The sequence below is a fragment of the Akkermansia muciniphila ATCC BAA-835 genome (assembly GCF_000020225.1).
GTDB lineage: Bacteria > Verrucomicrobiota > Verrucomicrobiia > Verrucomicrobiales > Akkermansiaceae > Akkermansia > Akkermansia muciniphila.
Genome location: NC_010655.1, coordinates 1,055,170 through 1,075,685, shown reverse-complemented (window position 1 = coordinate 1,075,685; position 20,516 = coordinate 1,055,170). Strand labels below are relative to the sequence as shown.

Here is a 20,516-nt window from a genome sequence, read left to right as displayed (position 1 = left end):
GTCCCATAATTTTAGGATGAAAAAGATATTGCAGTTATTGGGCATTTTGACCTTTGTTATTTGCAATTATGGGAATGCAAAGGAATTAAAATGTGAATACGAATTAAAAAATTTAAACATAGAGCCAGTCAGGGTAGCCAACGCCAAACGCACTTACACAGTCTATATATCCTGTAAGTATACAAGTGTTCATCACACGGGTGAGACAGGGGGGCCAATACCGCTGCGAAAGACAATTACCCCGGTAGTAACCGGTACAGATGATGAAAAAGAGGGCAAAGCCGAGGCATATGCAGAAGGAGAAAGCACAGTCATCGCAATGGCCCGGCTGCGTTTGACAGAAGAATGCGGTTTGCAATGCGGCAACTGCAACGAAGCAGGCTGCACCTGCGTCGGCTGCAATGACAACATAAATAAATAAAACTGATTAATAAATAAACTGATATGAAACCATTACTGAAAATTGCCTTTTTGTCGATAGCCTGCTTTCCCTGTTTTTGCATTAATAATGCCGCCGGTTCGGAGGATGTAATTCCCGGCAGTCAGAAAATTGACAGGGAAAATTCAATCATCAATCCTATTATTCTTACAGGAATCAAGAAAACAGACGATATCAGGGAATCTCAGAAGGAATATATCAGGAAACACTATGAGGGATATGGCATACTAGGGTACATATATACCATGCATGATGGCAAATATATTCAGATTATTTCTATTAGAAATGATCAGGGTCAGGAAAAATTAATCTACTTTGACATGACCGATATTTACAGAAAGCTAGGAAAATCGAGAGATAAAAAAACAAGAAAAGATATCAAAAGATTGATAGAAGATCACAAACCGCTGGAAAAAGAGCCAGCCGAATCCGTGTGATGGGTTTGTTCCGCACCGTGGAACTTTCAGATAACGGATAACAACAGCGTTTTTTAATTATTTCGGATAGTTCTGAAAAATTCCCCGGCAGGAATAAATAATCAGCCTTTCTGAAAGACTGGAAAATCCGGAAATACGCCAGGGCAGCGCTCCTGAGAAGAACATTCACGAACGCTCTCCAGAAAAGAAGGATACCCGTCGCGAAAAGACAGGAACTATTTTCAGGTATTACGCTTCCTGGCGGATTCCACCAGGCGCCGCCGGGCTTCCCGCCTGGCCCGGAATGCCTGTTCACGTCTTTTCTCCTCCGCCAGAGCCGCCTTTTTCTCGGAATCGCGTAGTTTCCCGTAAAGCAGCGGGTTCATGGCGGCCTCATCTTCCGGGCCCTCATGATAATACACGGGCAGGCCGTCTGCAGCCAGCGCCACATGGTAGTAACGGCCTTTCTCCTTCAAGCCCCTGCCTTTTTTATCCAGCCGGGAAAGAATCACGGCATATCCAAGCCCAGGGGCGTTCATCAGCTTCCGCCGTCCATCGAATAACGCGGCCACGCGCATGTTGTCGTAGTCCAGCTTCATGACGCCGCAAACCATTTCACCCTCCGTATTCCAGTACATGACCAGCTTTTTTCTTCCCAGGGAATTGGGCTTGCACGTTTCATAGGCTCCCTTGACGGGGCGGTTTTCCACAAGCAGGGAGTAATCCGCATTCCTGTAATTTTTTGATTCTCTCGCGGCAAGCTGTTCTGCCGGAGGAAGCAGAGAGGAAACGGGAGCGCGCATTTCCGTCCGTTCCTCAGACAGGCATTTGGAGGGAATAAGAACACCCTTATCCATATCATAATAAGCGCAGCGGCTCCCCTGCTCCAGAACCACATCGAAATTCTTCTGTCCCCTGCCGCTTTCCGGACGCGCCTGCGGACGGAAGTATTCCCGGATACGGAACGGAGGTCCCTGAATGATGGAAAGCGATGTGGCACAAACCAGTCCATCCACTTTTCTGGTTCCCGTTAAAGCTCCGGCATTCTTCTTCCGGGCCATTTCATGATACCGGGGCGAGATATTCTTTTCTGCCGGCGTCCACGTCACCTTCTGCAGTTCCTTCATCAGGAAAGGCCAAAGCATCGCGGCCAGTTTCAGGTTCCGGCGCGCCTCCGCTCCCGTCAGAGAAGCCGCAAGCGCAGCGTCTTCCTCATCCAGACGGGTTAACGGAATTTCCACATGCCTTCGCCCTATTTTCAGAACTGCCCCGGCCCCTGTGCAGGAATGGAATCTGCCCTTCACCACATCTCCAAATTTGGAAATCCATTCCCGTTCCCCCGGAAAGGCATATTCCTCCGCCGGCGCACAAACCGCGCCGCACCACGCCAGCACAGCAAATAAAAGGCATTTCATCGTCAGGAATCCAGGGGTGCGCTTTCAAGCTAACATACGGGAACAGCCGGGAAGAAGCTTTTTCCCGGCTCTTTTCCCAATCTTCGTTCCCGGCGGAATGTTTCCGCTGCCGTTATTGCTTGCGCCCCTTTTTGGCAGCCCCCCCGGATTTGGAGTCTTTCCCGGCAGTTTTGGCGGCGTTCCGGCCCGTCTTCTCCGCCTTGCCTTCCGTTTTTCCGGCAGCGTTTTTAGCGGGATATTTCCTTTCCCGCGGCGGGAATTCAAAACCTATTTTCCCCGTCTTTGCATTGAAGACCAGATAAGCGTCAAACGGACGCTTGGTACGCTGCGAAATGAACCCCTTCATCAGATCGGATTTTCCTTCCGCCAAAATCTTCAATACCTGGTCCAGCGGGATTTCACGTCCCAGGATAGTCCGGGAAACGGAGACGGCGGCATGTTCCTTTCCAAGGGTCAGGGAAGGAATTTTCCAGGCCTTGGCCGTTTCCATCACATCATGCTCTCCCATGTCCGGAATGGCGACGGAAGCCACTTTCACGGCTTCCTCCACCCCTGCGGCTTCATCTTCCTCCCGCGCCGGGAAGTAAAGCGTGGCCCGGAATTTGTCGTTGAGTTCCAGCCCCGCCTCAAAGGGCTTGCCGAACCGGGAGGTAAATCCGTGGAGAATTCCCGTCCTGCCGTCCACAATAAGGGTCTTCAATTCTTCATCCGCCATGTCGCGGCCGGAGATAACTTTGCGGATGCTGAACTTGCAGGAACGGCAGGAAACGGCGTCCAGCGTGTTTTTCAGGCCGTGGGCATGGCAGGAAGGGCAGTCCAATTCCATTTCCGGCAGTTCCACCTGCTGCTGGGCTTCCCGGAAATCCTTCACCCTCTTCACGATTTCCCCGGTCAGGGTCTTAATGCCCTCCATGAAGGAATCCCTCGGCAGGGCGGCCTGTTCCATCTGCTTGAGCTTGTATTCCCATTCCCCAGTCAGGCTGGGGGAGGTGAGCGTTTTCAGGCCGATGCGTTCCAGCAGGGCAATCAGTTCAATCCCGCGGCGCGTCGCCAGAAGTTCGCGGCCGTCCCGGACGATGTATTCCTGGGAAATCAGCCCTTCAATGATGGAGGCGCGGGTGGCGGGAGTGCCCAGGCCGCGTTCGCTCATGGCGGCGGCCAGTTCTTCGTCATGCACCAGTTTTCCTGCCCCCTCCATGGCAGCCAGCAGCGTGGCTTCGTTGTACCGGGCGGGCGGCTTGGTCATGGCGTTGCGGATTTCAATCTCACGCAAGGCGGCCTGCTCCCCGTCGCGGACGGGCACCAGCTCCTCCTTGGAGGAAGTGCCGGCCTTCCGTCCGTAAACGGCCTGCCAGCCCGGCTCCACAAGCACCCGGCCCGTGGTCAGGAAAGCGTCCGTCACGCCGTCCTGGTGGGTAATGAGCGTGGTTCTCCGCGTGTCTTCAAACACGGCAGCGGGGAAGAAGACGGCCAGGAAACGGGCCATGACCATTTCAAAGAGTTTCTGCGCGTCCCCGGTAAGCTTCTCCATCTTCCCGGTCGGGATGATGGCAAAGTGGTCGCTCACCTTTTTTGTATCAAACACGCGCCGGTTGGGCTTGATGCGCTTGTTGTCCAGAATGTCCCTGGCAAAGGGGGCGAATTCCGGGTTCTGCTCCGCCACCGTGCCTACGATGCCGTAAACCTTGCCCAGATAATCTTCCGGCAGGTAGCGGGAGTCCGTACGCGGATAAGTGAGCACCTTGTGCTTTTCATAGCATTCCTGGGCCAGCTGCAGCGTGCGCTTGGCGGAAAAACCGTAGCGGTTGGCGGCTTCCCGCTGAAGGGAAGTCAGGTCATACAACAGCGGGGCGACCGTCGTGACCGGTTTCTTTTCTTCCGTCACCGTGCCGGCTTTGCCGCGGCAGCGGTCGCGGATGACGGCCGCCTGTTCCGGATCCCAGATGCGCTCCGCGCGGGAGTGGGGATGATCGTTTTTCTTCCAGTCACGGTCAATCCAGCGGCCGGAGTAAGAGCCGGACTGAACGTCGAATTCGGCCCATACTTCCGAATAGGGCTCCGGTTCAAACGCCTGGATTTCCAATTCCCTCTGCGTCAGAATAGCCAGCGTGGGCGTCTGCACGCGCCCGGCGGGGGTGACGTTGAAGCCGCCGCGGGATTGCAGGATCGTCAAGGCGCGGGTGCTGTTCAGCCCCACCAGCCAGTCTGATTCGGAACGGCACACGGCGGCATTCGTCAGGGGCTTCATGTCAGCTTCGCTGCGCATGCCATGCCATGCGTTGAGGATGGCCTCATCTGTCATGGACTGCATCCATAAGCGCCGCGTAGGCTTGGTCCATTTTCCGTAACGCGCCAGATTGTGAAAGATCAGTTCCCCTTCACGCCCGGCATCGCATGCGTTGACGATTTCCGTGACGTCCTTGCTCCTGGCAAGCTGAAGAACCTTTTTCAAACGGTCTTCCGACTGCTTGATGGGTTCCAGTTCAAACTTCCTGGGGATGACGGGCAGATAGTCGAATTTCCACGGCAGGGACTTTCCTTCTTCCGTCATGGGTTTTTTCTGTTCCAGCAGATGGCCTACGGCAGAGGTGATGATGGCCCGGTCATTCTGGTAAAATGCCCCGGACTTGTCCCGGGTGAATTTTCCAAGCTCTTTGCCGAGCACTCTCGCCAAATCAGTGGCGACGCTCGGCTTTTCTGCTATAATTAACGTTTTGGACATATCGGCGGCTCGGAAAAAAGTGCTGAACAATAAAAGCGACGCTGCCCGCACGGGGAAGGGGGCGTTGCATTTGGAGCTGAATTCCTACTCCCCTACCCCCCATGCTTGTCAATAACCAATTATGTATTTACGGGAAAAGCGCGCTTTTATGTCAAAATAACGGATTCCCTCATCTCCATTTTTCCGAAAAGCCGCTCTGCCACCTTGCCTGCCATCCGCCGCCGTGCTATTTACGGGATGATGAAAACCGGTTTTTCTTTCGTTCTTCTTCCTTCCTGCCTCGTGCTGCTGGCAGCCTGCTCCCCAGCACCGTCCGACCGCATTGCGAAGAATATGCCGGCTTATGAACAGCTCCCGAAGGAGCATCAGGCCAAAGTGGCGCGCGGGGAGCTGGAAAAAGGAATGTCTCCCATGGCGGTTCTGCTGGCATGGGGGGAACCCGAACAGAAAATGGCGGGCAGGATGAACGGGAAGAATACGGAACGGTGGATTTACACGCGGAGCGGCACGGGCTGGTCCCTGGGCCTGGGCGGAGGAGGATTCCGGGGCAGGGATTCCGGCATAGGCACCGGGATAGGCGTCACGATGCCCCTGGGCAGCCGCCCGCCCGTCTCCTGCAATGTCCTGTTTGAAGACGGGAAGGTCATCGGCTGGGAAGCCGTCAATGGCTTTTAAACGGCGTTCCCCGCCTTGTATTTCCCATCTGCCCGGCCCGGCGTTTCACGCCGTCCGCGCCGTTTTCCCTATTTGCCGGCGGCCTTGACGATGGCTTCCACCAGACCGTTGATATCGTGTGTTTTCGCTGTAATTGAAGGGGCATGCCCCAGCTCCTTGAGGGTTGCCGTGGTTACCGGGCCGATGCTGGCGGCCCTGCATCCCTCCGGCCACGGAAGCCCCAGCTTGAAAAAGTTCTCCGCCGTGGAGGAACTGGTGAACGTCACGATGTCCGCTCCGCGTTCGCGGAAAGCCGCCTGGGCTCCCGCCACATCCTCCGTTTCCGCTTCCGTTTTGTAGGCGATGCATTCGTCCACAATGGCGCCCAGCGCATTCAACCCGTCGTAAATCACGCGGCGCGCTTCTTCTCCGCGCACCCACAGGAATGTGCTGTGTTCAATGGTTCCTATTTCTTCGCGTGCGTCCCTGAACGCTTTAACGAGGCCCTCCGCCACAAACTTTTTAGGCATGACATCCACGGCCAGCCCGTATTCCCGGAGCTTCGCCTCCGTCCCTGGCCCGATGGCCGCAATCCTGGCTCCTCCAATGCTCCGGATGTCCCTGTACACGGCAAAAAACGCCTGGAAGAAGCGTTCCACCCCGTTGGGGCTGGAAAACACCAGCCAGTCATATGTGTGGGCATGCACCACGCTTTCCGCAAATTCCCTCCTGTTGGAGGGCGGGGCAATGCGTATGACAGGCATCTCCAGCACTTCCGCCCCCAGGCGGCGCAGGCGCGCGCTCAATTCCCCGGCCTGGGCACGGGTGCGCGTCACCACGATGCGCTTGCCGAACAGGGGCAGTTTTTCAAACCAGTTCAGGGACTCGCGTTCTTTCACCACATCCCCGATGACAACTACTGCGGGAGCGCCCAACCCGGCCTTCTGCACCCTGGCGGGCAGTGTTTTCACAGTTCCCGTAACCGTGCGCTGAATGCCCGTGGTGGCCCACTGGACGGCGGCGGCAGGCACAGACGGTTCCTGCCCGTACCCGATCAGGGCTTCGCATACATCCGCCAGTTTCCGCATTCCCATCAGCATGACTTTCGTGCCCTGCGCCTCGGCTATTCCCCTCAAATCCAGGGAAGACGCCTTCTTGTTCTCGCCTTCATGGCCCGTAAATACGGTAAACTGCGTGCAGTACCCGCGGTGCGTCACGGGAATGCCTGCGTAGGCAGGCCCCGCAATGGCGGAAGTAACGCCCGGAACAACTTCAAAAGGGATGCCCGCTTCATGCAGGGCGTCCGCCTCCTCCCCCCCGCGCCCGAAGACGTAGGGGTCGCCCCCTTTCAGGCGCACCACTTTTTTCCCGGCACGGCCCAGCCTGACCAGCAGGGCGTTGATTTCCTCCTGCGGCAGGGCGTGGCGGGAAGCCCGCTTGCCCACAAAAATCCTTTCGCATGCAGCAGGAGCCCAGTTCAGCATTTCCGCCGAACTCAGCGCATCATATACCAGCACTTCCGCCATTCCCACCAGTTCCCGCCCGCGGACGGTTATCAGGCCGGGGTCGCCGGGACCCGCTCCAAGCAAATAGACAATACCCTGTTGCATGCCGCCATTCAACTCCACCATCCGCTTTTTGGCGACAAGAAACCCCGCCATGCCCGGATTCATTTCATTGATGGCTAAATTGTCACAAAACATCCGCAAAAGATTCTTGTTTTTTTAATAAATACAATTATTCCGTATTTATGAATATTTCACGCACCCTTACAGCTACTCTTGCCGCGGCATTCACTTTGCCCGCCCTGGCGGATATCCCGGCCTCCCGCGTTCCCGCCCCCGTGAAAGAGCAGGTACAGAAGCAGTATCCGAACGCAGGCGCCATTGAATGGGATTTCGACAATGACGAAGATGTCTATGAAGCCGAATTCCACCTCAATGGACTGGAATACGAGGTGAAATTGTATCCCGACGGCACTGTCAGCCTGGTTAAGGCGGATATTTCCCTCCAGCATCTTCCAGCCCCCGTTACGGCGGCCATCGCCCGCGATTTCCCGGGGTATGCCCTCCGCCGCGCCAGGCAGATTACCGCCCGGGGAGTCCTGAAGTACCGGGTGGACTGCCGGTCCGAATCCCCCGCCGTGCGCAAAGTGGAGCTTTATTATTCGCCGGACGGCAAGCTCCTCTCCCAAAAAACGGATGATTGAATTCTCCGTTTTTCCGCACATTTCCGTATGACAGAAGCCGGGGGACTCCCTCCGGAGGCTGACACGGCACCCTCTGGATTCAACAAAGCCTGATGATATAAGGTCAAATTTGCAATGATTGAGTTATTCAATATCGATCTCCTTTCTTATACGGTACAGACGGCGGAAACCGCCCCAACGCATTCCTATACCATTTACTGGTTGATTCTGCTGGGCTCCATGCTTCTGAGCTGGCTGGTCAGTGCGCGCATGAAGAGCCGCTTCAGCGAATACTCCCAGATTTCCATTCCCGTAACAGGGAGGCAGGTGGCGGAGCAGATGCTGAAGGACAACCATATTACGGACGTGAAGGTGATTTCCACGCCCGGCCATCTGACGGACCATTACAATCCGGCGGACAAAACCGTCAACCTGAGCGAGTCCGTTTACAATTCCAACAGCATTGCCGCCGCTGCCGTCGCCGCCCATGAAGTAGGGCATGCCGTGCAGCACGCCCAGGCTTATCACTGGCTGGGCTTGCGGTCCGCGCTGGTTCCCATCGTCCAGCTCTCCTCCAACCTGGTGGGCATTGTGCTGATGATCGGCATTGTGCTGCTGGCCATGGGCGGCTCTCCGTGGGTGCTGGGGCTGGGCATCGGCCTGTTTGCCGTGACCACAGCCTTCGCGTTCATCACGCTTCCCGTGGAATTTGACGCCTCCGCCAGGGCCCTGAAATGGCTGGACCGCTCCCACCTGATGAACTATTTCGACCATGGAAAGGCCAAGAGCGCCCTGTTCTGGGCCGCCATGACTTACGTGGTAGGAGCGCTTTCCTCCCTGGCCATGCTGCTGTATTACGTGTTCATTTTCCTGAACGCCCGCGGCAGGGAATAATCCCGCGCCGTACGGAGGAGGAAACATCCCCGGGACGCTCAATCCGGAACTGTCCGGGCCGCCTGGCCCTCACCTCCGCTTGAGCGCATGCGCCGCGCCGGGGGGCAATGAAAAAACAGGCATCATCCAGCCCCGCGGGACGACTGGATATTCCGAAAAGGAAGAACGCCGCCCTGCCAGGGTTTTTACCTGACAGGGCGGCGCCCGTTTCCGGCTGTAGACGGTTCAAGCCGTTTAATGGTCCACGTAAAGAATATCGCCCTCCGGGGTCAGCAGGACATCGTAATCATCCAGATGATCCACCACTTCCACCTTGTAACGGATGACGCCTCCTTCCGTCACTTTTTCCGCTTCTTTGATTCTGCCGCCCGGATATGGTTTCAGAGCGGCCGCGCGGACCGGCCCCGGAAGGGCCGATACCGCTATTTCCTCCTTGACCCGGAGTATCTTTCCTTCAGGGTCAACTTTGACGTCAAATTCAAAACCGTTGATGTTGAATTCAGCTTCATAAAGTTTTCCTGATCCGCTGAGCTCCCATTCAATGAAGCCGGCCCTGGGCCAGGCTTTTTTAACGGCAAAGACGGCCGCGGAGGATACGGAGGATTCCGGGATATCCGCCCATGATGAAGGAATGGCCAGGGCCATGACGGCAAATGCCAGTTTTTTGCGCAGATTCATAGAATAATCATATCATTATTTTTCATTCCGTTTCCTGAAGCTTTCTTTTAGAAGCTCCTGGACACCCCTGCGTTCACGCGGTGGTAGCAGGAGCTTCCCCTCACTTCCAGCCCGTAGCCCCCGTACACGCTCCAGCGCTCATTGCACTGCAGGAACGTGTTGTACTCCGCGCGCAGGCCGTGCCGTTCCGGGCTCACCGCCCTTCCTCTCCAGCCCATGTCGCTGTACGGGCTGTACACCGCCGCTTCCGGCACGTCCCTCAGCACGTCCCCCACATAGGACACGCGCAGCGACTGCGCCCACGGCCTCCCCTTCCATTCGTCCGTCCTGCCTATTTCCAGGCCCACGGGAATGGACAGGCGTTTCAGCGCCGCCCCTCCGAAGTCACGGCCATACCCTCCCTGTTCCCGGAAGGCGTCCTGACGGCCGTGCGTGAATTCCATCCTCACGAACGGCGTCAGCCTCCACCCTCCCGCACAGTCCGCCGTCCGGGACACTTCCGCCTGCGCCAGCCACGTCTCGTTGTTCCATTTGCCCCTGGAGGCCGGCGCCCCGCTCAGGCGGCTGGTCATGTTGTTGCGCGTTTCCGCCCACGTGAGGCTTCCCTTGAAGATCCAGTACGCCCTGTTGCTTTCTTCCATCAGGCGGCCCCAGTACAGGGAGCCCATCCGGGTGTCCTGCGTGTTGCGCCCCTGGAAGTCCCGGCTTCTGGCATGGCCGCAGAGCTGCCCGAAGGCGATCCCCCAGATGCCCTCGTCCTCCCCTCCCATGCCGCTGTCCGCCCCCACGGAGTAGCCGCCTCCGTTGTAGTCGTAGCCGTCCACGCCTCCCCGGCTGCGCTGCCGGGCGAAGTCGCCCAGCCCCATGCCCCACAGGTTGCGGGCATGCCTGTCGGCCAGGCGCGGCACGCTCAGACGGGAGAGGACGTTGCCGCCCAAGGCCGCCGCGTTGGACGCCGAGCTCCAGAGGGAGTTGACGGCCAGTTCCCCGGCCAGTTCCGGGTCAACGCGGCTGATGGGGGTTCCGTCCGCTTTCCAGACCAGCTGGAGCTGTTCGGCGTAGCCGTCGCCGTCCGCGTCCGTCCACCGGTGGCTCCAGGTTCCCGTGTAGGCGTAGGGGTCATCCACCCGGGCCGTTCCGGTGGCCTGGGAGACGGCCCCGTCAAAGTCCCCCTCATGGATGTGCTGCACATCCGTCAGCACGTGGAAGACGCGGTCCTGCTTCCAGGAGCGGTCCGCGTAGAACCGGGGGGCGTTGGCTCCCGTGTCCGCCACGCCGATGTACCCCCCGGCCGTAAAGGAGTCCAGGGCGGAGAGCATCAGGCCCGGGCCGAAGACCGGCCCGGCCTGGAGCTGGTGGCGCATATCGAAGGTGAAGCCGTGGGAAAGGTCGGCGTTGTGGGTGTTGATGAAGGCGCTCTCCCCGGGGCGCAGGACGGCGCCAGGGCCGGAGAGGGTGAAGCTGGAGGCGTTGGCCTTGCTTCCTCCGGTGATTTCCAGCACGCCTTTTTCCACCGTCAGGGAGGAGTTGTATCGTTTATCCGTTATTTCCTCAGGATTCCTGCCGAAGACAACATCGTGTTCCAGCAGGAGGGCGCCGCCATAGAGGGTGGCATCCGCGAGGAAGCTGTTGTACCGGCTGGCGGCAAGATGCGTATCTTCTCCCTGGTAGAGTTCGCCGCTGAAGACGATCGTTCCATCCGTGTCGCGAACATTCCCCTCCCCGTCCGTGTAGCGGTTGAGCGTGAGGGTCATAGGGCGGCCGGGGTCTTCGTTCCGGCTGGTAATCGGGTCGTTGAAACGGATTTCACGCCTCTCTTCCGCGGCAAGCGTCAGATTGGGCGTATAAAGTGAAGAAAACAAAGAACCGTTCATGTCAATGGCATTCGCAATGCCGTTTTCCACCACGGGGAAGCCATCGTCGGACTGGCCGATGACGACGCCCCCAGCCATGTTGCCGCTGAAAAGCACGTCCTTCGTCAGAGCGAGCAGGTCGCATTTCCCTCCCATCGTGATGGCTCCCCCGGAAGTCTTGGCATAATTGTTGATAAACGTAGCTCCATCGCTGAAAGAAATATCCCCATCGCTGTAAATCACACCGCCATAAGCATCAGCACTTCCGGAGTAAGCAAAATTTTTGATGAAACTGGGGTTGGGTCCTATGGTTATTGCCCCTGTTTCTGCCGCATATTTCTGTCCATCCTTTCTGACAAACATCGCGCCCCCAGCAGCAGAGTAGTTGGTACTGAAAACAAAGTTACCGGTAAAAACGGCATCCGCTCCTACAGTTATCGCACCGCCAAAAAAGTCATCATAAAATACTCCACCTTGGCAAGCCTGCCTATCAGAGAAAACATAATTCCCGTCGAATTCCGCATGATTTCCTATGATGATATTTCCCCCCCTACTCCAAATCGCACCTCCGTTATAATTCTGCTCGATAGGAATAGCGCCGTGCCAATTTCCCCGGAACAGGGCGTTATCTCCTATCACCACGTTTGATTTTTCTAAAATACGGAGAGCATGACCACAAAGCGGCCTTCCAACGTCATCGAGACGGTTCCGTCCGGGCTGTATTTCCCGGATCTGATGGCAGGAACTCCTAGGGAATTTTCAAACTGGACGTTGCCCGTTATTTTTATACAGGAAGAAGTATGCGTCGTTGTTAACGCCATTCCGTTCAGAATGATGGAATCCATCGTCAAAACGGCAACTCCATTTTCATCAAGAACTCCCGATATATCGGGGCGTGTCTGGCTGCCGGGCCGGAGGGGCATTCCTTGAAAGTTGTACAAATAGTCTACCCAAATGTCGGGGGAGCTGCTGATGGTGCGGAACAGCGCCGGATCATTGGAACGGAAATGGACAGCTACATTCAGAGCTGAAGTCAGAGAAGAATCATCATTGCACAAAATAACGGTATCCCCGGAAGACAGCGCCCCGGAAGAGGACAATTCCTGAAGCGTGCGGTACACGTTCCCGGACGGGTCGGTTGCCTGCGCGGCGTCCACCACGAATTCCGCCCCGGAAGCGGCGGTCGCCATCGTTACGGAACACAGAAGAGCCCCCAGCAGAAAACGGCGCAACGGCCATGGAAGAGTAAGTCTCATATCTTTTAATAAGAATCGTTAATATTGGGAAGGCCGCTAAATAACGGATTTCGAATCCGCTGTTTAAATGGCGTTTTGACAGAGAAAGTTTTAGAAAATATCCCGCTTATTCCAAAATAGATCCTGCCGGAAACGGCAGGCGCACGCCATCCCCCCCGGAGAACAGCGGCAGTCGATATCCGGAGAACTATGAAAAAGAAATACAACTATTTTATCATCAATATATTTCCATTTATGCAAACCATGCGGTTTCCATGGCGGCATGAAAAAATATATTTCCTACTAAAATAATAGGATTGACAGCGGATTCGAAATGCGCCTGTCAATAATTCTCTTTTCGCGGCTTTTGCCACAGGAAAAATAAGCGCACTCCGGCAACCCGCTTCGGCGGCGTTCACGAAAAATTTTCCGCAGCGGGAATCCTGCCTCAGATTCCTTCCGGATGATCCGGCCCCCTCTTTCCGGCCGTCAGGCGGAAGAAGAGGGGCACCAGGAAGATGGCCAGCAGCGTGGCCGTAATGATGCCGCCCAGCACGCCGGTGCCCACGGCGCGCTGCGCTCCGGCCGCCGCCCCATGGGCGAACGCCAGAGGAATGACGCCCGCCCCGAACGCCAGGGAGGTCATCAGGATGGGCCGCAGGCGCAGTTTGGCGGCGGCGACGGCAGCTTCCGCCGCATTCATGCCCTCCCGGTGAAATTCCCTGGCCACTTCCACAATCAGAATGGCATTCTTGGCGGAAAGGCCGATGGTCGTAATCAGGCCCACTTTGAAGTAAATGTCATTGGGCATGTCGCGCAGGAAGACGGCCATCAGGGCTCCAAGCAGTCCCAGGGGCACGACCAGAATAACGGCCAACGGAATGGACCAGCTTTCATACAGGGCCGCCAGCACCAGAAAGACAATCAGGATGGAAAGGCCGAAAAGCAGCGTGGCCTGGGACCCGGCCAGCTTTTCTTCATAGGATTGCCCCGTCCATTCAAACCCCACGCCCTGCGGCAGGGAGGCGGTAATCTGTTCCAGGGCGTTCATGGCATCTCCGCTGCTCTTGCCGGGCGCGGAAGAGCCGTTGATGGTGAAGGAGGGATAGTTATTGTAGCGCGTGAGCTGCGGAGGCCCCGCCGTCCAGTCCAGCCTGACAAAGGAGGAAAGGGGCAGAAGCTTCCCCTGGTCATTGCGGACATGCAGGTCCTCAATGTCGTTTCCGTTCAGGCGGCTTTTTCCGTCCGCCTGCACCATGATGCGGCGCACCTGGCTGTCATGCATGAAATCCCCCACGTAGCTGGACCCGAACATGACCGCCAGAGAATTGCTGATCTCCGCAATGGGAACTCCCATGGAAAAGGCTTTTTCCCGGTCAATGGAGACATGCAGACGCGGCGTATCCGCCTGGCCGGAGAAATAAACGCCCGCCAGATTGGGGTCCGCATTGGCACGGGCCAGAAGCTCGTCCCGGGCTTCCGCCATGCGGGCATATCCCAGGCCGCCCTTGTCCTGGAGCCGGAAGTCGAATCCGGACGAATTGCCCAGCTCCGGCAGGGCCGGCATGTTCAGGGCCATGACCATCATCTGACCGTCTCCGGCAAAGCGGGCATTGACGCGGTCAATAATCGCCTGGACAGCACTGTTTTCTCCGGGACGCTCGTCCCAGTTTTTCAGACCGACAAACAGCATGGCCATGTTGGTTCCGGAGCCCATGAAGCTGAACCCTCCCACGGAGTAAACGTGCTCCACCGGCTCATGCCGCATCAGGTAATCCTCCACTTCCCGCAGCCGCACGCTGGTTTCCTTCTGAAGGGTGCCGGCAGGGAGGGACACCATTGCCATGAAGTTGCCCTGGTCTTCTTCCGGAAGGAAGGAGGTGGGCAGCGTAAGGTACAAATAGCCGGCCCCTGCAATAATGAGGGCATACAGGAACAGGGAGCGCACAGGGCGGCGGATCATTCCGGATATGGCACGGCCGTACCGGTCCGTGGACCGGTGTATCGTCCGGTTGAACCATCCGAAAAAACCCTTTTTCTCCTGATGCTCCACGGAGGAGGGTTTCAGCATGGCGGCGCACAGCGCCGGAGTCAGGGAAAGGGCCAGAAACGCGGAGAAGGAGATGGACACAATGAGCGTTACGGCAAACTGCCGGTAAATGTTCCCCACCGCTCCGCTGAAAAAGGCCATGGGCACGAAAACCGCCACGAGCACGGCGGTGATGCCCACGATGGCCCCGCCGATCTGCTTCATGGCTTTCACCGTAGCGCGCCGGGCATCCAGACCTTCTTCCATCATGATGCGTTCCACATTTTCCACCACCACGATGGCGTCATCCACCAGAATGCCGATGCTGAGCACCATGCCGAACATGGTAAGCATGTTGATGGAGAACCCGGAGAGCCACATCACGGCAAAGGTTCCCAGCAGGGCTACGGGGACGACGAGCGTGGGAATCAGGGTAGCCCGGAAGTTCTGGAGGAACAGGAACATGACCAGGAACACCAGCAGGACGGCTTCCAGCAGGGTTGAAATGACTTTCCGGATGGAGATTTCCACGAAGTGGGTGGTTTCATAGGGAATCTGGTAGGAGACTCCGGGCGGGAAATCCCTGGACAGTTCATCCATCTTGGCCTTGAGCAGGCCCATGGTTTCCACGGCATTGGAGCCGGGAGCCATCTTGATGGCCATTCCGGTGGCCGTCTGGCCGTTGCAGCGGGAAAAGAATGCGTAGCTGTTGGCGCCCAGCTCCACCCTCGCCACGTCCCCCAGTTTGACGGAGGAACCGTCTGAAAGCGTCCTCAACGCAATGGAGGCGAATTCCTCCGGCGTACGGAAAGCGTCCTCCGCCACCACGCCGGCGTTGATGGGGGCGGATTCGGGAACGGCCGCCCCCCCGATGTCCCCGATGATGATGCGCTCGCTCTGGGCAGCCACGGCATTGACAATATCCGTGGGGGTCAGGCCCAGCGCCTCCAGTTTTTCCGGGTCCGGCCAGATGCGCATGGATGTCTCCGCACCGAAAAGCTCCACGCGCCCGACGCCTTTCACACGCTTCAGTTCCGGGATGATGCGGGCGGAAGCCCATTCCCCCAGCTCCGTATCATTCAGGCTGCCTGTAGAAGAGAGGGAAATCATCGCCTGAATATTGTTGGATGATTTTTCCACGAACACGCCTTCTCTCCGGACGGATTCCGGCAGGCGGGATTCCACGATTTTCAGCCTGTTCTGCACTTCTACGGCGGCAATATCCGGATCCGTGCCCTGCGTGAACGTAGCGGCTATTTCCACGGCTCCGTCGGAGCTGCTGGTGGCGGACATGTACATCAAGCCGGGCGCTCCGTTGATTTCCTTTTCAATGACGGCGGTAACGGCTTCCTCCGTATCCCGGGCGGAAGCCCCCGGATATGTGGTGCGCAGGGTGATGACCGGGGGAGCGATGTCCGGATACTGGGCAATGGGCAGGCTGGGAATGGCCAGAAGGCCCATCAGGGAAATCAGGAGTGCGACTACCCAGGCAAAAATGGGGCGGCGTATGAAGAAATCAGGCATGGCGGTTTATTGCTGGGCATGGGGTTGCGGCCGGGCGGCGGCACTGCGGACTTTCATGCCGGGGCGGAGGGACATCGTGTGGCTGACGGCAACCCTGTCCCCATCCCGGAGGCCTTCTGAAACCAGCCATTCCCGGCCGTTCAGCGTATCCGCCCTGACGGGGCGCGCTTCCAGCACGCCTTCCGGGCCCACGACAAAGACGGAAGCTCCCTGCGCGGTGCGGATGACGGCATCCCGGGGAATGGCGAATACGTTGTCCCGCACCGCCCTGTCAAACACCACGCGCACATAGGCGCCGGGCAGCAGTTCTTGGTCCGGGTTGGGGAACAGGGCCCGCATTTCAATAGTATCCGTATTCGGGTCCACCGCCATGTCGGAAAAAATGATCCTGCCGGAATGGGGGTATTCCTCCCCATTGGAGAGCAGCAGGCGCACCTTGATTTCGCCCAGCGGCACTCCCTTCCACAATCCGGATACGACGGCGCGGCGCAGGCTGCTGTACTGGGAGGCCGGCTGGCTGAAGCGGACATAAATGGGGTCAATCTGTTCAATGGTGGTCAGGTGGGTGAATTCATTCTGGTTGGCAAACGCCCCTTCCGTCACCAGGGCACGGCGCACGCGGCCGGAGATGGGCGCCTCCACTCGGGTATATTCCAGATTCAGGCGCGCCTGCTCCAGAGAGGCGGCCGCGGCGGCATATTCCGCCCTGGCCCGCTCTTCCTCCGCCCTGGCCTGTTTATGCTCACGTATGCTGACGGCGCCCTTGGCGACCAGGGAGGAATACCGGGCGGCCTTGTCCTCCGCATCCGACAGAACGGCCCTGGCACGAGCCACTGCAGCCTTGCATTCATCCAGGACAGCCTGAAGCGGAGCCGGGTCTATTTTAAAAAGAAGATCGCCCGGCCGGACCGTCTGCCCTTCCTGATAGCAGCGTTCCTGAATAATTCCCGTCACGCGGGCGCGCACTTCCGCCTGGAGATACGCTTCCATACGGCCGGGAAGATTGGCGGTTACGGGAACCTGAGTACTGCGTACCGTCATGACAGACACTTCCGGCACGGTTTCGCCGGGCAATCCGGCTGCCTGGCTTTCACCCTCCCGCTGGCAGGAGAAGCAAACCACCAGCAGGGGCATGCAGAATAAAAGATTAATTATTTTCATCAGGAATCATGCTGTTTGGAACCTCAAGAAACCCCGGAACCGCACTTCCGGCAAGACCGGGGATTTTTCAATTGCCATATGATGTAAAGTATCCCATAATGGGAGAGTCAAGAGGCAATGGAAAAATTAAGTGGGGAAGGTCTTTGTCATTTATTGTAAATTGTTGACAATAAAAATCCAATGAATGGCGGAAATAACTTCGTCTTCAGAAAGGTTTCTTCTGCGCGCAGCTCCCGTTTCCGCCGGGGCTCTTCCGGCGGAAACAATCAATTCCCTCCCACCAACCGCAATACAGGATGGACAAACAGAATTTACTAACCATCGGCAATCTGTCCAAACAGACCGGCGTACATGTCAAATCCCTCCGGTATTATGAACAACTGGGCATTTTGCTCCCGGCCTATACGGACCCGGACACCGGCTACCGTTACTACACTCTTTCCCAGATTCCCGTGGTGGATGCCATCCGCGCCTGCATTTTCCTGGATATTCCCCTGAAGGAATTTACCGGCTTCCTGACCAGGGACCAGCGAAGGATCCATTATAAGAAACTTTTCTCCCACGGCACCATGCTGGCACACCGGAAAATCAGGGATATTCAGGAAAAGCTGCGCCTGCTGGAAAAATTCCGGAAACAGATGGGCCGGGAAGAAGATCTTCTGCTTCATGGGGAACAGGCCATCCACGCATTGCCGGAAAAATACTGCTGGGTGGCGCCCTATGCGGGAAAACAGCATACTCCGGAATTTAACATTCTTATCACCCGCATCTTTGACGATATTAACCGCTGCCAGCTGCGGCTGGGCGCGGAAGCCGGCCTGCTTTCCTTCCACCGGAAAGCAGGGACGGAGCAGTTCCTGTATGTGGAGGTGGAAGCGGCCGGCAGAGACGCCCGGCGGATGAAGGAAATCATGCGCCTGCCCGCCGCCTCCTTTCTCTGCGTCATCAGGCAGGAAAGCGGCATTGCGGAGGCGCCCGGCGTTTTTCCGGACCTTTTTGCGCAGGAATATGATAAAATCATTATGGAGACGGAATTGTTTCCCGGAGATTACGATGTGGCAAATCCCAAATTCGAACTGAGATGCAGCCTGCCGCCGGGTGGGAAATGAATCCGGAAATTTCCGCGCATCCGCCGGCGGGAGCGGAAGATGCAAAAGCGCTCCCGCCAGCCGGGAACCGCCCCCCGCGAACCTCCGCCGCCCTGCGGAGCGGCCCCGCGCCTGCGGACACAAAGTCTCAGGCAGTTTCATGAAATGGCATTGCATTTCCTTATGCAGCATATAAAATAATGGGGTGGCACATTGCGACACTACACAACCGGACTTAAAGGAAAATGCCGTCAGGGCTTTCAAGGCCATGTTGCTGGCGCGGGCTTTTGACACCAAAATTTCCAGCCTTTACAAAGCGGGCAAAATTACGGGGGGCGTTTACCTGGGCCGCGGACATGAAGCGATTGCCGCATGCGGAGGCGTCTTTCTGACTGCCGGCTACGATGTAATCGCCCCGTTCATCCGGGAACAGGCGGCACGCGTCACCTGGGGGGAACCGATTATTGAAGCGGCACGCGCCTACCTGGGTTCCGCCCTGGGATATATGAAAGGGCGGGACGGCAATGTCCACCGGGGCCTGCCAGCGGAAGGCTATATGGCTCCCATCAGCCATCTGGGCAGCACGGTGGCTTTCGTCATCGGCTGCCTTTTCGCCAAGCGCCTGGACGGCAAACTGCCCGGCCCCGTGGGAGTAGCTTTCTGCGGCGACGGCACCACGTCCACGGGTGCTTTTCACGAAGCCGCCAATATGGCGAACGTGGAGCGGCTGCCTCTGGTGCTCGTGGTAACCAATAATCAATTTGCCTACTCCACCCCCAATATCAGGGAATTCGGAGAAGCCTCCCTGGCGGACAGGGGCCGCGGCTACGGCTTCACCGTGCATGAAACGGACGGCACGGACTTCATGGCCACGCTGGAAACCTTCCGGACCGCCGTCAATAACGCGAGGGAAGGCCGGGGCCCCCAGTGGGTGCTTGCCAAGACCCTCCGCATGTGCGGGCACGGGGAACATGACGACGCCTCCTACATCCCCAGGGAGCTGAAAGAGGAATATGAAAAAAAAGACCCCGTGGCAGTCGCGGAACGGCAGCTGCTGGCAGCCGGCTGGCTCACGCCGGAAGAAACGGCGGCTTTGAAAAAACAGTATGCCGATGAAGTCCAGCTGGCCGTAGCCACCGCGCAGCGGGAACCGGAACCGGACCCCTTCCGGGAAGACTGGAACGCCACGGTATGGAGACCTTATTAAGCCAGCAAACGGAATATTCCCATGAGCGTAACATACATTGATGCCATCCACGACGCCCAGAAAGACCTGCTTACGGAAGACAGGGACGTCTTTCTGTACGGGCAGGACATAGGCGTTTTCGGCGGCGCATTCAAAGCGACCAAGGGCCTCAAGGAGCTGTTCCCGGACCGGGTGATTGACGCCCCCATCAGTGAGGACGCCATGGCCGGCATGGTGACCGGGGCCGCCGTCATGGGCAAGAAGCCCATTATGGAAGTCCAGTTTGCCGACTTCAGCACGATCGCTTTCAACCAGATTGTCAACATGGCGGCCACCCATTACTACCGCACGGGCATTCCCGCCAACATCACGGTGCGCCTGCCCTGCGGGGGAACCCCCGGCACCGGCCCTTTCCACAGCCAGAGCCTGGAAGCCTTGTTCGCCCATTATCCGGGCCTGCACGTCATGACTCCGGCCACGGTAGCGGATGCTTACTGGATGCTGCGCCAGGCCGTGGAAATTCCGGACCCCGTCATTTTTCTGGAGCACAAGTTCCTGTACCGCTGGCTGAAGGCGGAGGACAACTACCGGGAGGCCCCGGTCATCCCGTTCGGCACGGCCCGGATCGCCCGCACGGGGAAGCATGCCACCGTGGTGGCGTACAGCGCCATGGTGCCGGAAGCCGTGCGCGCGGCGGACCTGCTTGAGAAGGAAAGCGGCTATGAAGTGGAGGTCGTGGATCTTCGGACGGTGCGCCCGCTGGACATGGATACCGTTATCGCCTCCGTAGCGCGCACCGGCCGCGTCCTGGTCGTCGGGGAAGATTTTCCGTGGGGAGGCGTCACGGCGGAAGTTGTTTCACGCATTGTCGCGGAAGGCTTCCACCTGCTGGATGCCCCGCCCCAGAGGCTCAACGCACGGGATACCCCCATCCCCCAGCACCCCAACCTCTGGAAGGCGCACCGCCCCACGCTGGAATCCATTGCCGCCTCCATCCGCCATCTTCTATCCATTTGATTCAACCCAGTTTCCAT

Annotated in this window: 16 protein-coding genes; 8 read left to right on the top strand and 8 right to left on the bottom strand. The window is 57.7% G+C overall.

The window, feature by feature from the left end; genetic code table 11:
• Positions 1-16 precede the first annotated feature (16 nt).
• A complete protein-coding gene (locus AMUC_RS12550; protein WP_012419949.1) occupies positions 17-421 on the top strand; it encodes a hypothetical protein in 405 nt (134 codons plus the stop codon).
• A 23-nt stretch (positions 422-444) separates the two neighbouring features.
• The gene (locus AMUC_RS04870; RefSeq protein ID WP_012419948.1) at positions 445-876 is read left to right on the top strand and encodes a hypothetical protein; all 432 of its coding nucleotides are present in this window, start codon (positions 445-447) and stop codon (positions 874-876) included.
• A 221-nt stretch (positions 877-1,097) separates the two neighbouring features.
• Here the strand turns inward: AMUC_RS04870 and AMUC_RS04865 are convergent, their stop codons facing one another.
• Together AMUC_RS04865 and AMUC_RS04860 are read right to left on the bottom strand one after the other, a co-directional pair.
• Complete coding sequence (locus AMUC_RS04865) at positions 1,098-2,270, bottom strand: hypothetical protein (RefSeq protein WP_012419947.1); 1,173 nt, start codon at positions 2,268-2,270, stop codon at positions 1,098-1,100.
• 112 nt (positions 2,271-2,382) lie between these two features.
• The gene (locus AMUC_RS04860; protein WP_012419946.1) at positions 2,383-4,992 is read right to left on the bottom strand and encodes a DNA topoisomerase; all 2,610 of its coding nucleotides are present in this window, start codon (positions 4,990-4,992) and stop codon (positions 2,383-2,385) included.
• Positions 4,993-5,229: 237 nt separating this feature from the next.
• Here AMUC_RS04860 and AMUC_RS11915 point away from each other — a divergent pair, with 237 nt between their 5' ends.
• The gene (locus AMUC_RS11915) at positions 5,230-5,667 is read left to right on the top strand and encodes a hypothetical protein (RefSeq protein WP_012419945.1); all 438 of its coding nucleotides are present in this window, start codon (positions 5,230-5,232) and stop codon (positions 5,665-5,667) included.
• 68 nt (positions 5,668-5,735) lie between these two features.
• On the opposite strand, the gene cobA is transcribed toward AMUC_RS11915, so the two are convergent.
• Positions 5,736-7,307 carry a uroporphyrinogen-III C-methyltransferase gene (gene cobA, locus AMUC_RS04850; protein WP_232051378.1) on the bottom strand — a complete coding sequence of 524 codons (1,572 nt, stop codon included), beginning with the start codon at positions 7,305-7,307 and terminating at the stop codon, positions 5,736-5,738.
• Positions 7,308-7,396: 89 nt separating this feature from the next.
• Here cobA and AMUC_RS11910 point away from each other — a divergent pair, with 89 nt between their 5' ends.
• Together AMUC_RS11910 and AMUC_RS04840 are read left to right on the top strand one after the other, a co-directional pair.
• Complete coding sequence (locus AMUC_RS11910) at positions 7,397-7,855, top strand: PepSY-like domain-containing protein (protein WP_012419943.1); 459 nt, start codon at positions 7,397-7,399, stop codon at positions 7,853-7,855.
• Positions 7,856-7,969: 114 nt separating this feature from the next.
• The gene (locus AMUC_RS04840; RefSeq protein ID WP_012419942.1) at positions 7,970-8,728 is read left to right on the top strand and encodes a zinc metallopeptidase; all 759 of its coding nucleotides are present in this window, start codon (positions 7,970-7,972) and stop codon (positions 8,726-8,728) included.
• Between the two features lie 234 nt (positions 8,729-8,962).
• Here the strand turns inward: AMUC_RS04840 and AMUC_RS04830 are convergent, their stop codons facing one another.
• The 5 genes from AMUC_RS04830 to AMUC_RS04810 all read right to left on the bottom strand — a co-directional run bounded on the left by AMUC_RS04830 (position 8,963) and on the right by AMUC_RS04810 (position 17,208).
• A complete protein-coding gene (locus AMUC_RS04830; RefSeq protein ID WP_012419941.1) occupies positions 8,963-9,406 on the bottom strand; it encodes a hypothetical protein in 444 nt (147 codons plus the stop codon).
• Positions 9,407-9,453: 47 nt separating this feature from the next.
• A complete protein-coding gene (locus AMUC_RS12875; RefSeq protein WP_167525140.1) occupies positions 9,454-11,502 on the bottom strand; it encodes an autotransporter outer membrane beta-barrel domain-containing protein in 2,049 nt (682 codons plus the stop codon).
• 410 nt (positions 11,503-11,912) lie between these two features.
• Positions 11,913-12,515, bottom strand: coding sequence for a hypothetical protein (locus AMUC_RS04820; protein WP_012419939.1), 603 nt, complete (start codon positions 12,513-12,515; stop codon positions 11,913-11,915).
• A gap of 427 nt (positions 12,516-12,942) precedes the next feature.
• Positions 12,943-16,047, bottom strand: a complete 3,105-nt coding sequence (locus AMUC_RS04815) for an efflux RND transporter permease subunit (protein WP_012419938.1) — start codon at positions 16,045-16,047, stop codon at positions 12,943-12,945.
• A 6-nt stretch (positions 16,048-16,053) separates the two neighbouring features.
• On the bottom strand, positions 16,054-17,208 hold the full coding sequence (locus tag AMUC_RS04810; protein WP_012419937.1) for an efflux RND transporter periplasmic adaptor subunit: 1,155 nt from the start codon (positions 17,206-17,208) through the stop codon (positions 16,054-16,056).
• Between the two features lie 296 nt (positions 17,209-17,504).
• On the opposite strand from AMUC_RS04810, the gene AMUC_RS11905 reads away from it, so the two are divergent.
• The 3 genes from AMUC_RS11905 (at position 17,505) to AMUC_RS04790 (ending at position 20,499) form a co-directional block, all read left to right on the top strand.
• Positions 17,505-18,317, top strand: coding sequence for a MerR family DNA-binding transcriptional regulator (locus AMUC_RS11905; protein WP_012419936.1), 813 nt, complete (start codon positions 17,505-17,507; stop codon positions 18,315-18,317).
• A gap of 184 nt (positions 18,318-18,501) precedes the next feature.
• On the top strand, positions 18,502-19,503 hold the full coding sequence (locus AMUC_RS04795) for a thiamine pyrophosphate-dependent dehydrogenase E1 component subunit alpha (protein WP_232053480.1): 1,002 nt from the start codon (positions 18,502-18,504) through the stop codon (positions 19,501-19,503).
• A gap of 21 nt (positions 19,504-19,524) precedes the next feature.
• Positions 19,525-20,499: an alpha-ketoacid dehydrogenase subunit beta gene (locus AMUC_RS04790; RefSeq protein ID WP_012419934.1), complete on the top strand. Its 975-nt coding sequence runs from the start codon at positions 19,525-19,527 to the stop codon at positions 20,497-20,499.
• Positions 20,500-20,516 lie beyond the last annotated feature (17 nt).

Bases quoted from the DNA above. Each gene is read 5' to 3' on its own strand.
- AMUC_RS04820 (WP_012419939.1), bottom strand. From the start codon at position 12,515: ATGAGACTTACTCTTCCATGGCCGTTGCGCCGTTTTCTGCTGGGGGCT.
- AMUC_RS04865 (WP_012419947.1), bottom strand. From the start codon at position 2,270: ATGAAATGCCTTTTATTTGCTGTGCTGGCGTGGTGCGGCGCGGTTTGT.
- AMUC_RS11910 (WP_012419943.1), top strand. From the start codon at position 7,397: ATGAATATTTCACGCACCCTTACAGCTACTCTTGCCGCGGCATTCACT.
- AMUC_RS04790 (WP_012419934.1), top strand. From the start codon at position 19,525: ATGAGCGTAACATACATTGATGCCATCCACGACGCCCAGAAAGACCTG.
- AMUC_RS11905 (WP_012419936.1), top strand. From the start codon at position 17,505: ATGGACAAACAGAATTTACTAACCATCGGCAATCTGTCCAAACAGACC.
- AMUC_RS04810 (WP_012419937.1), bottom strand. From the start codon at position 17,208: ATGAAAATAATTAATCTTTTATTCTGCATGCCCCTGCTGGTGGTTTGC.
- AMUC_RS04840 (WP_012419942.1), top strand. From the start codon at position 7,970: ATGATTGAGTTATTCAATATCGATCTCCTTTCTTATACGGTACAGACG.
- AMUC_RS12550 (WP_012419949.1), top strand. From the start codon at position 17: ATGAAAAAGATATTGCAGTTATTGGGCATTTTGACCTTTGTTATTTGC.
- cobA (WP_232051378.1), bottom strand. From the start codon at position 7,307: ATGGCGGGGTTTCTTGTCGCCAAAAAGCGGATGGTGGAGTTGAATGGC.
- AMUC_RS04870 (WP_012419948.1), top strand. From the start codon at position 445: ATGAAACCATTACTGAAAATTGCCTTTTTGTCGATAGCCTGCTTTCCC.
- AMUC_RS04830 (WP_012419941.1), bottom strand. From the start codon at position 9,406: ATGAATCTGCGCAAAAAACTGGCATTTGCCGTCATGGCCCTGGCCATT.
- AMUC_RS04860 (WP_012419946.1), bottom strand. From the start codon at position 4,992: ATGTCCAAAACGTTAATTATAGCAGAAAAGCCGAGCGTCGCCACTGAT.
- AMUC_RS11915 (WP_012419945.1), top strand. From the start codon at position 5,230: ATGATGAAAACCGGTTTTTCTTTCGTTCTTCTTCCTTCCTGCCTCGTG.
- AMUC_RS04815 (WP_012419938.1), bottom strand. From the start codon at position 16,047: ATGCCTGATTTCTTCATACGCCGCCCCATTTTTGCCTGGGTAGTCGCA.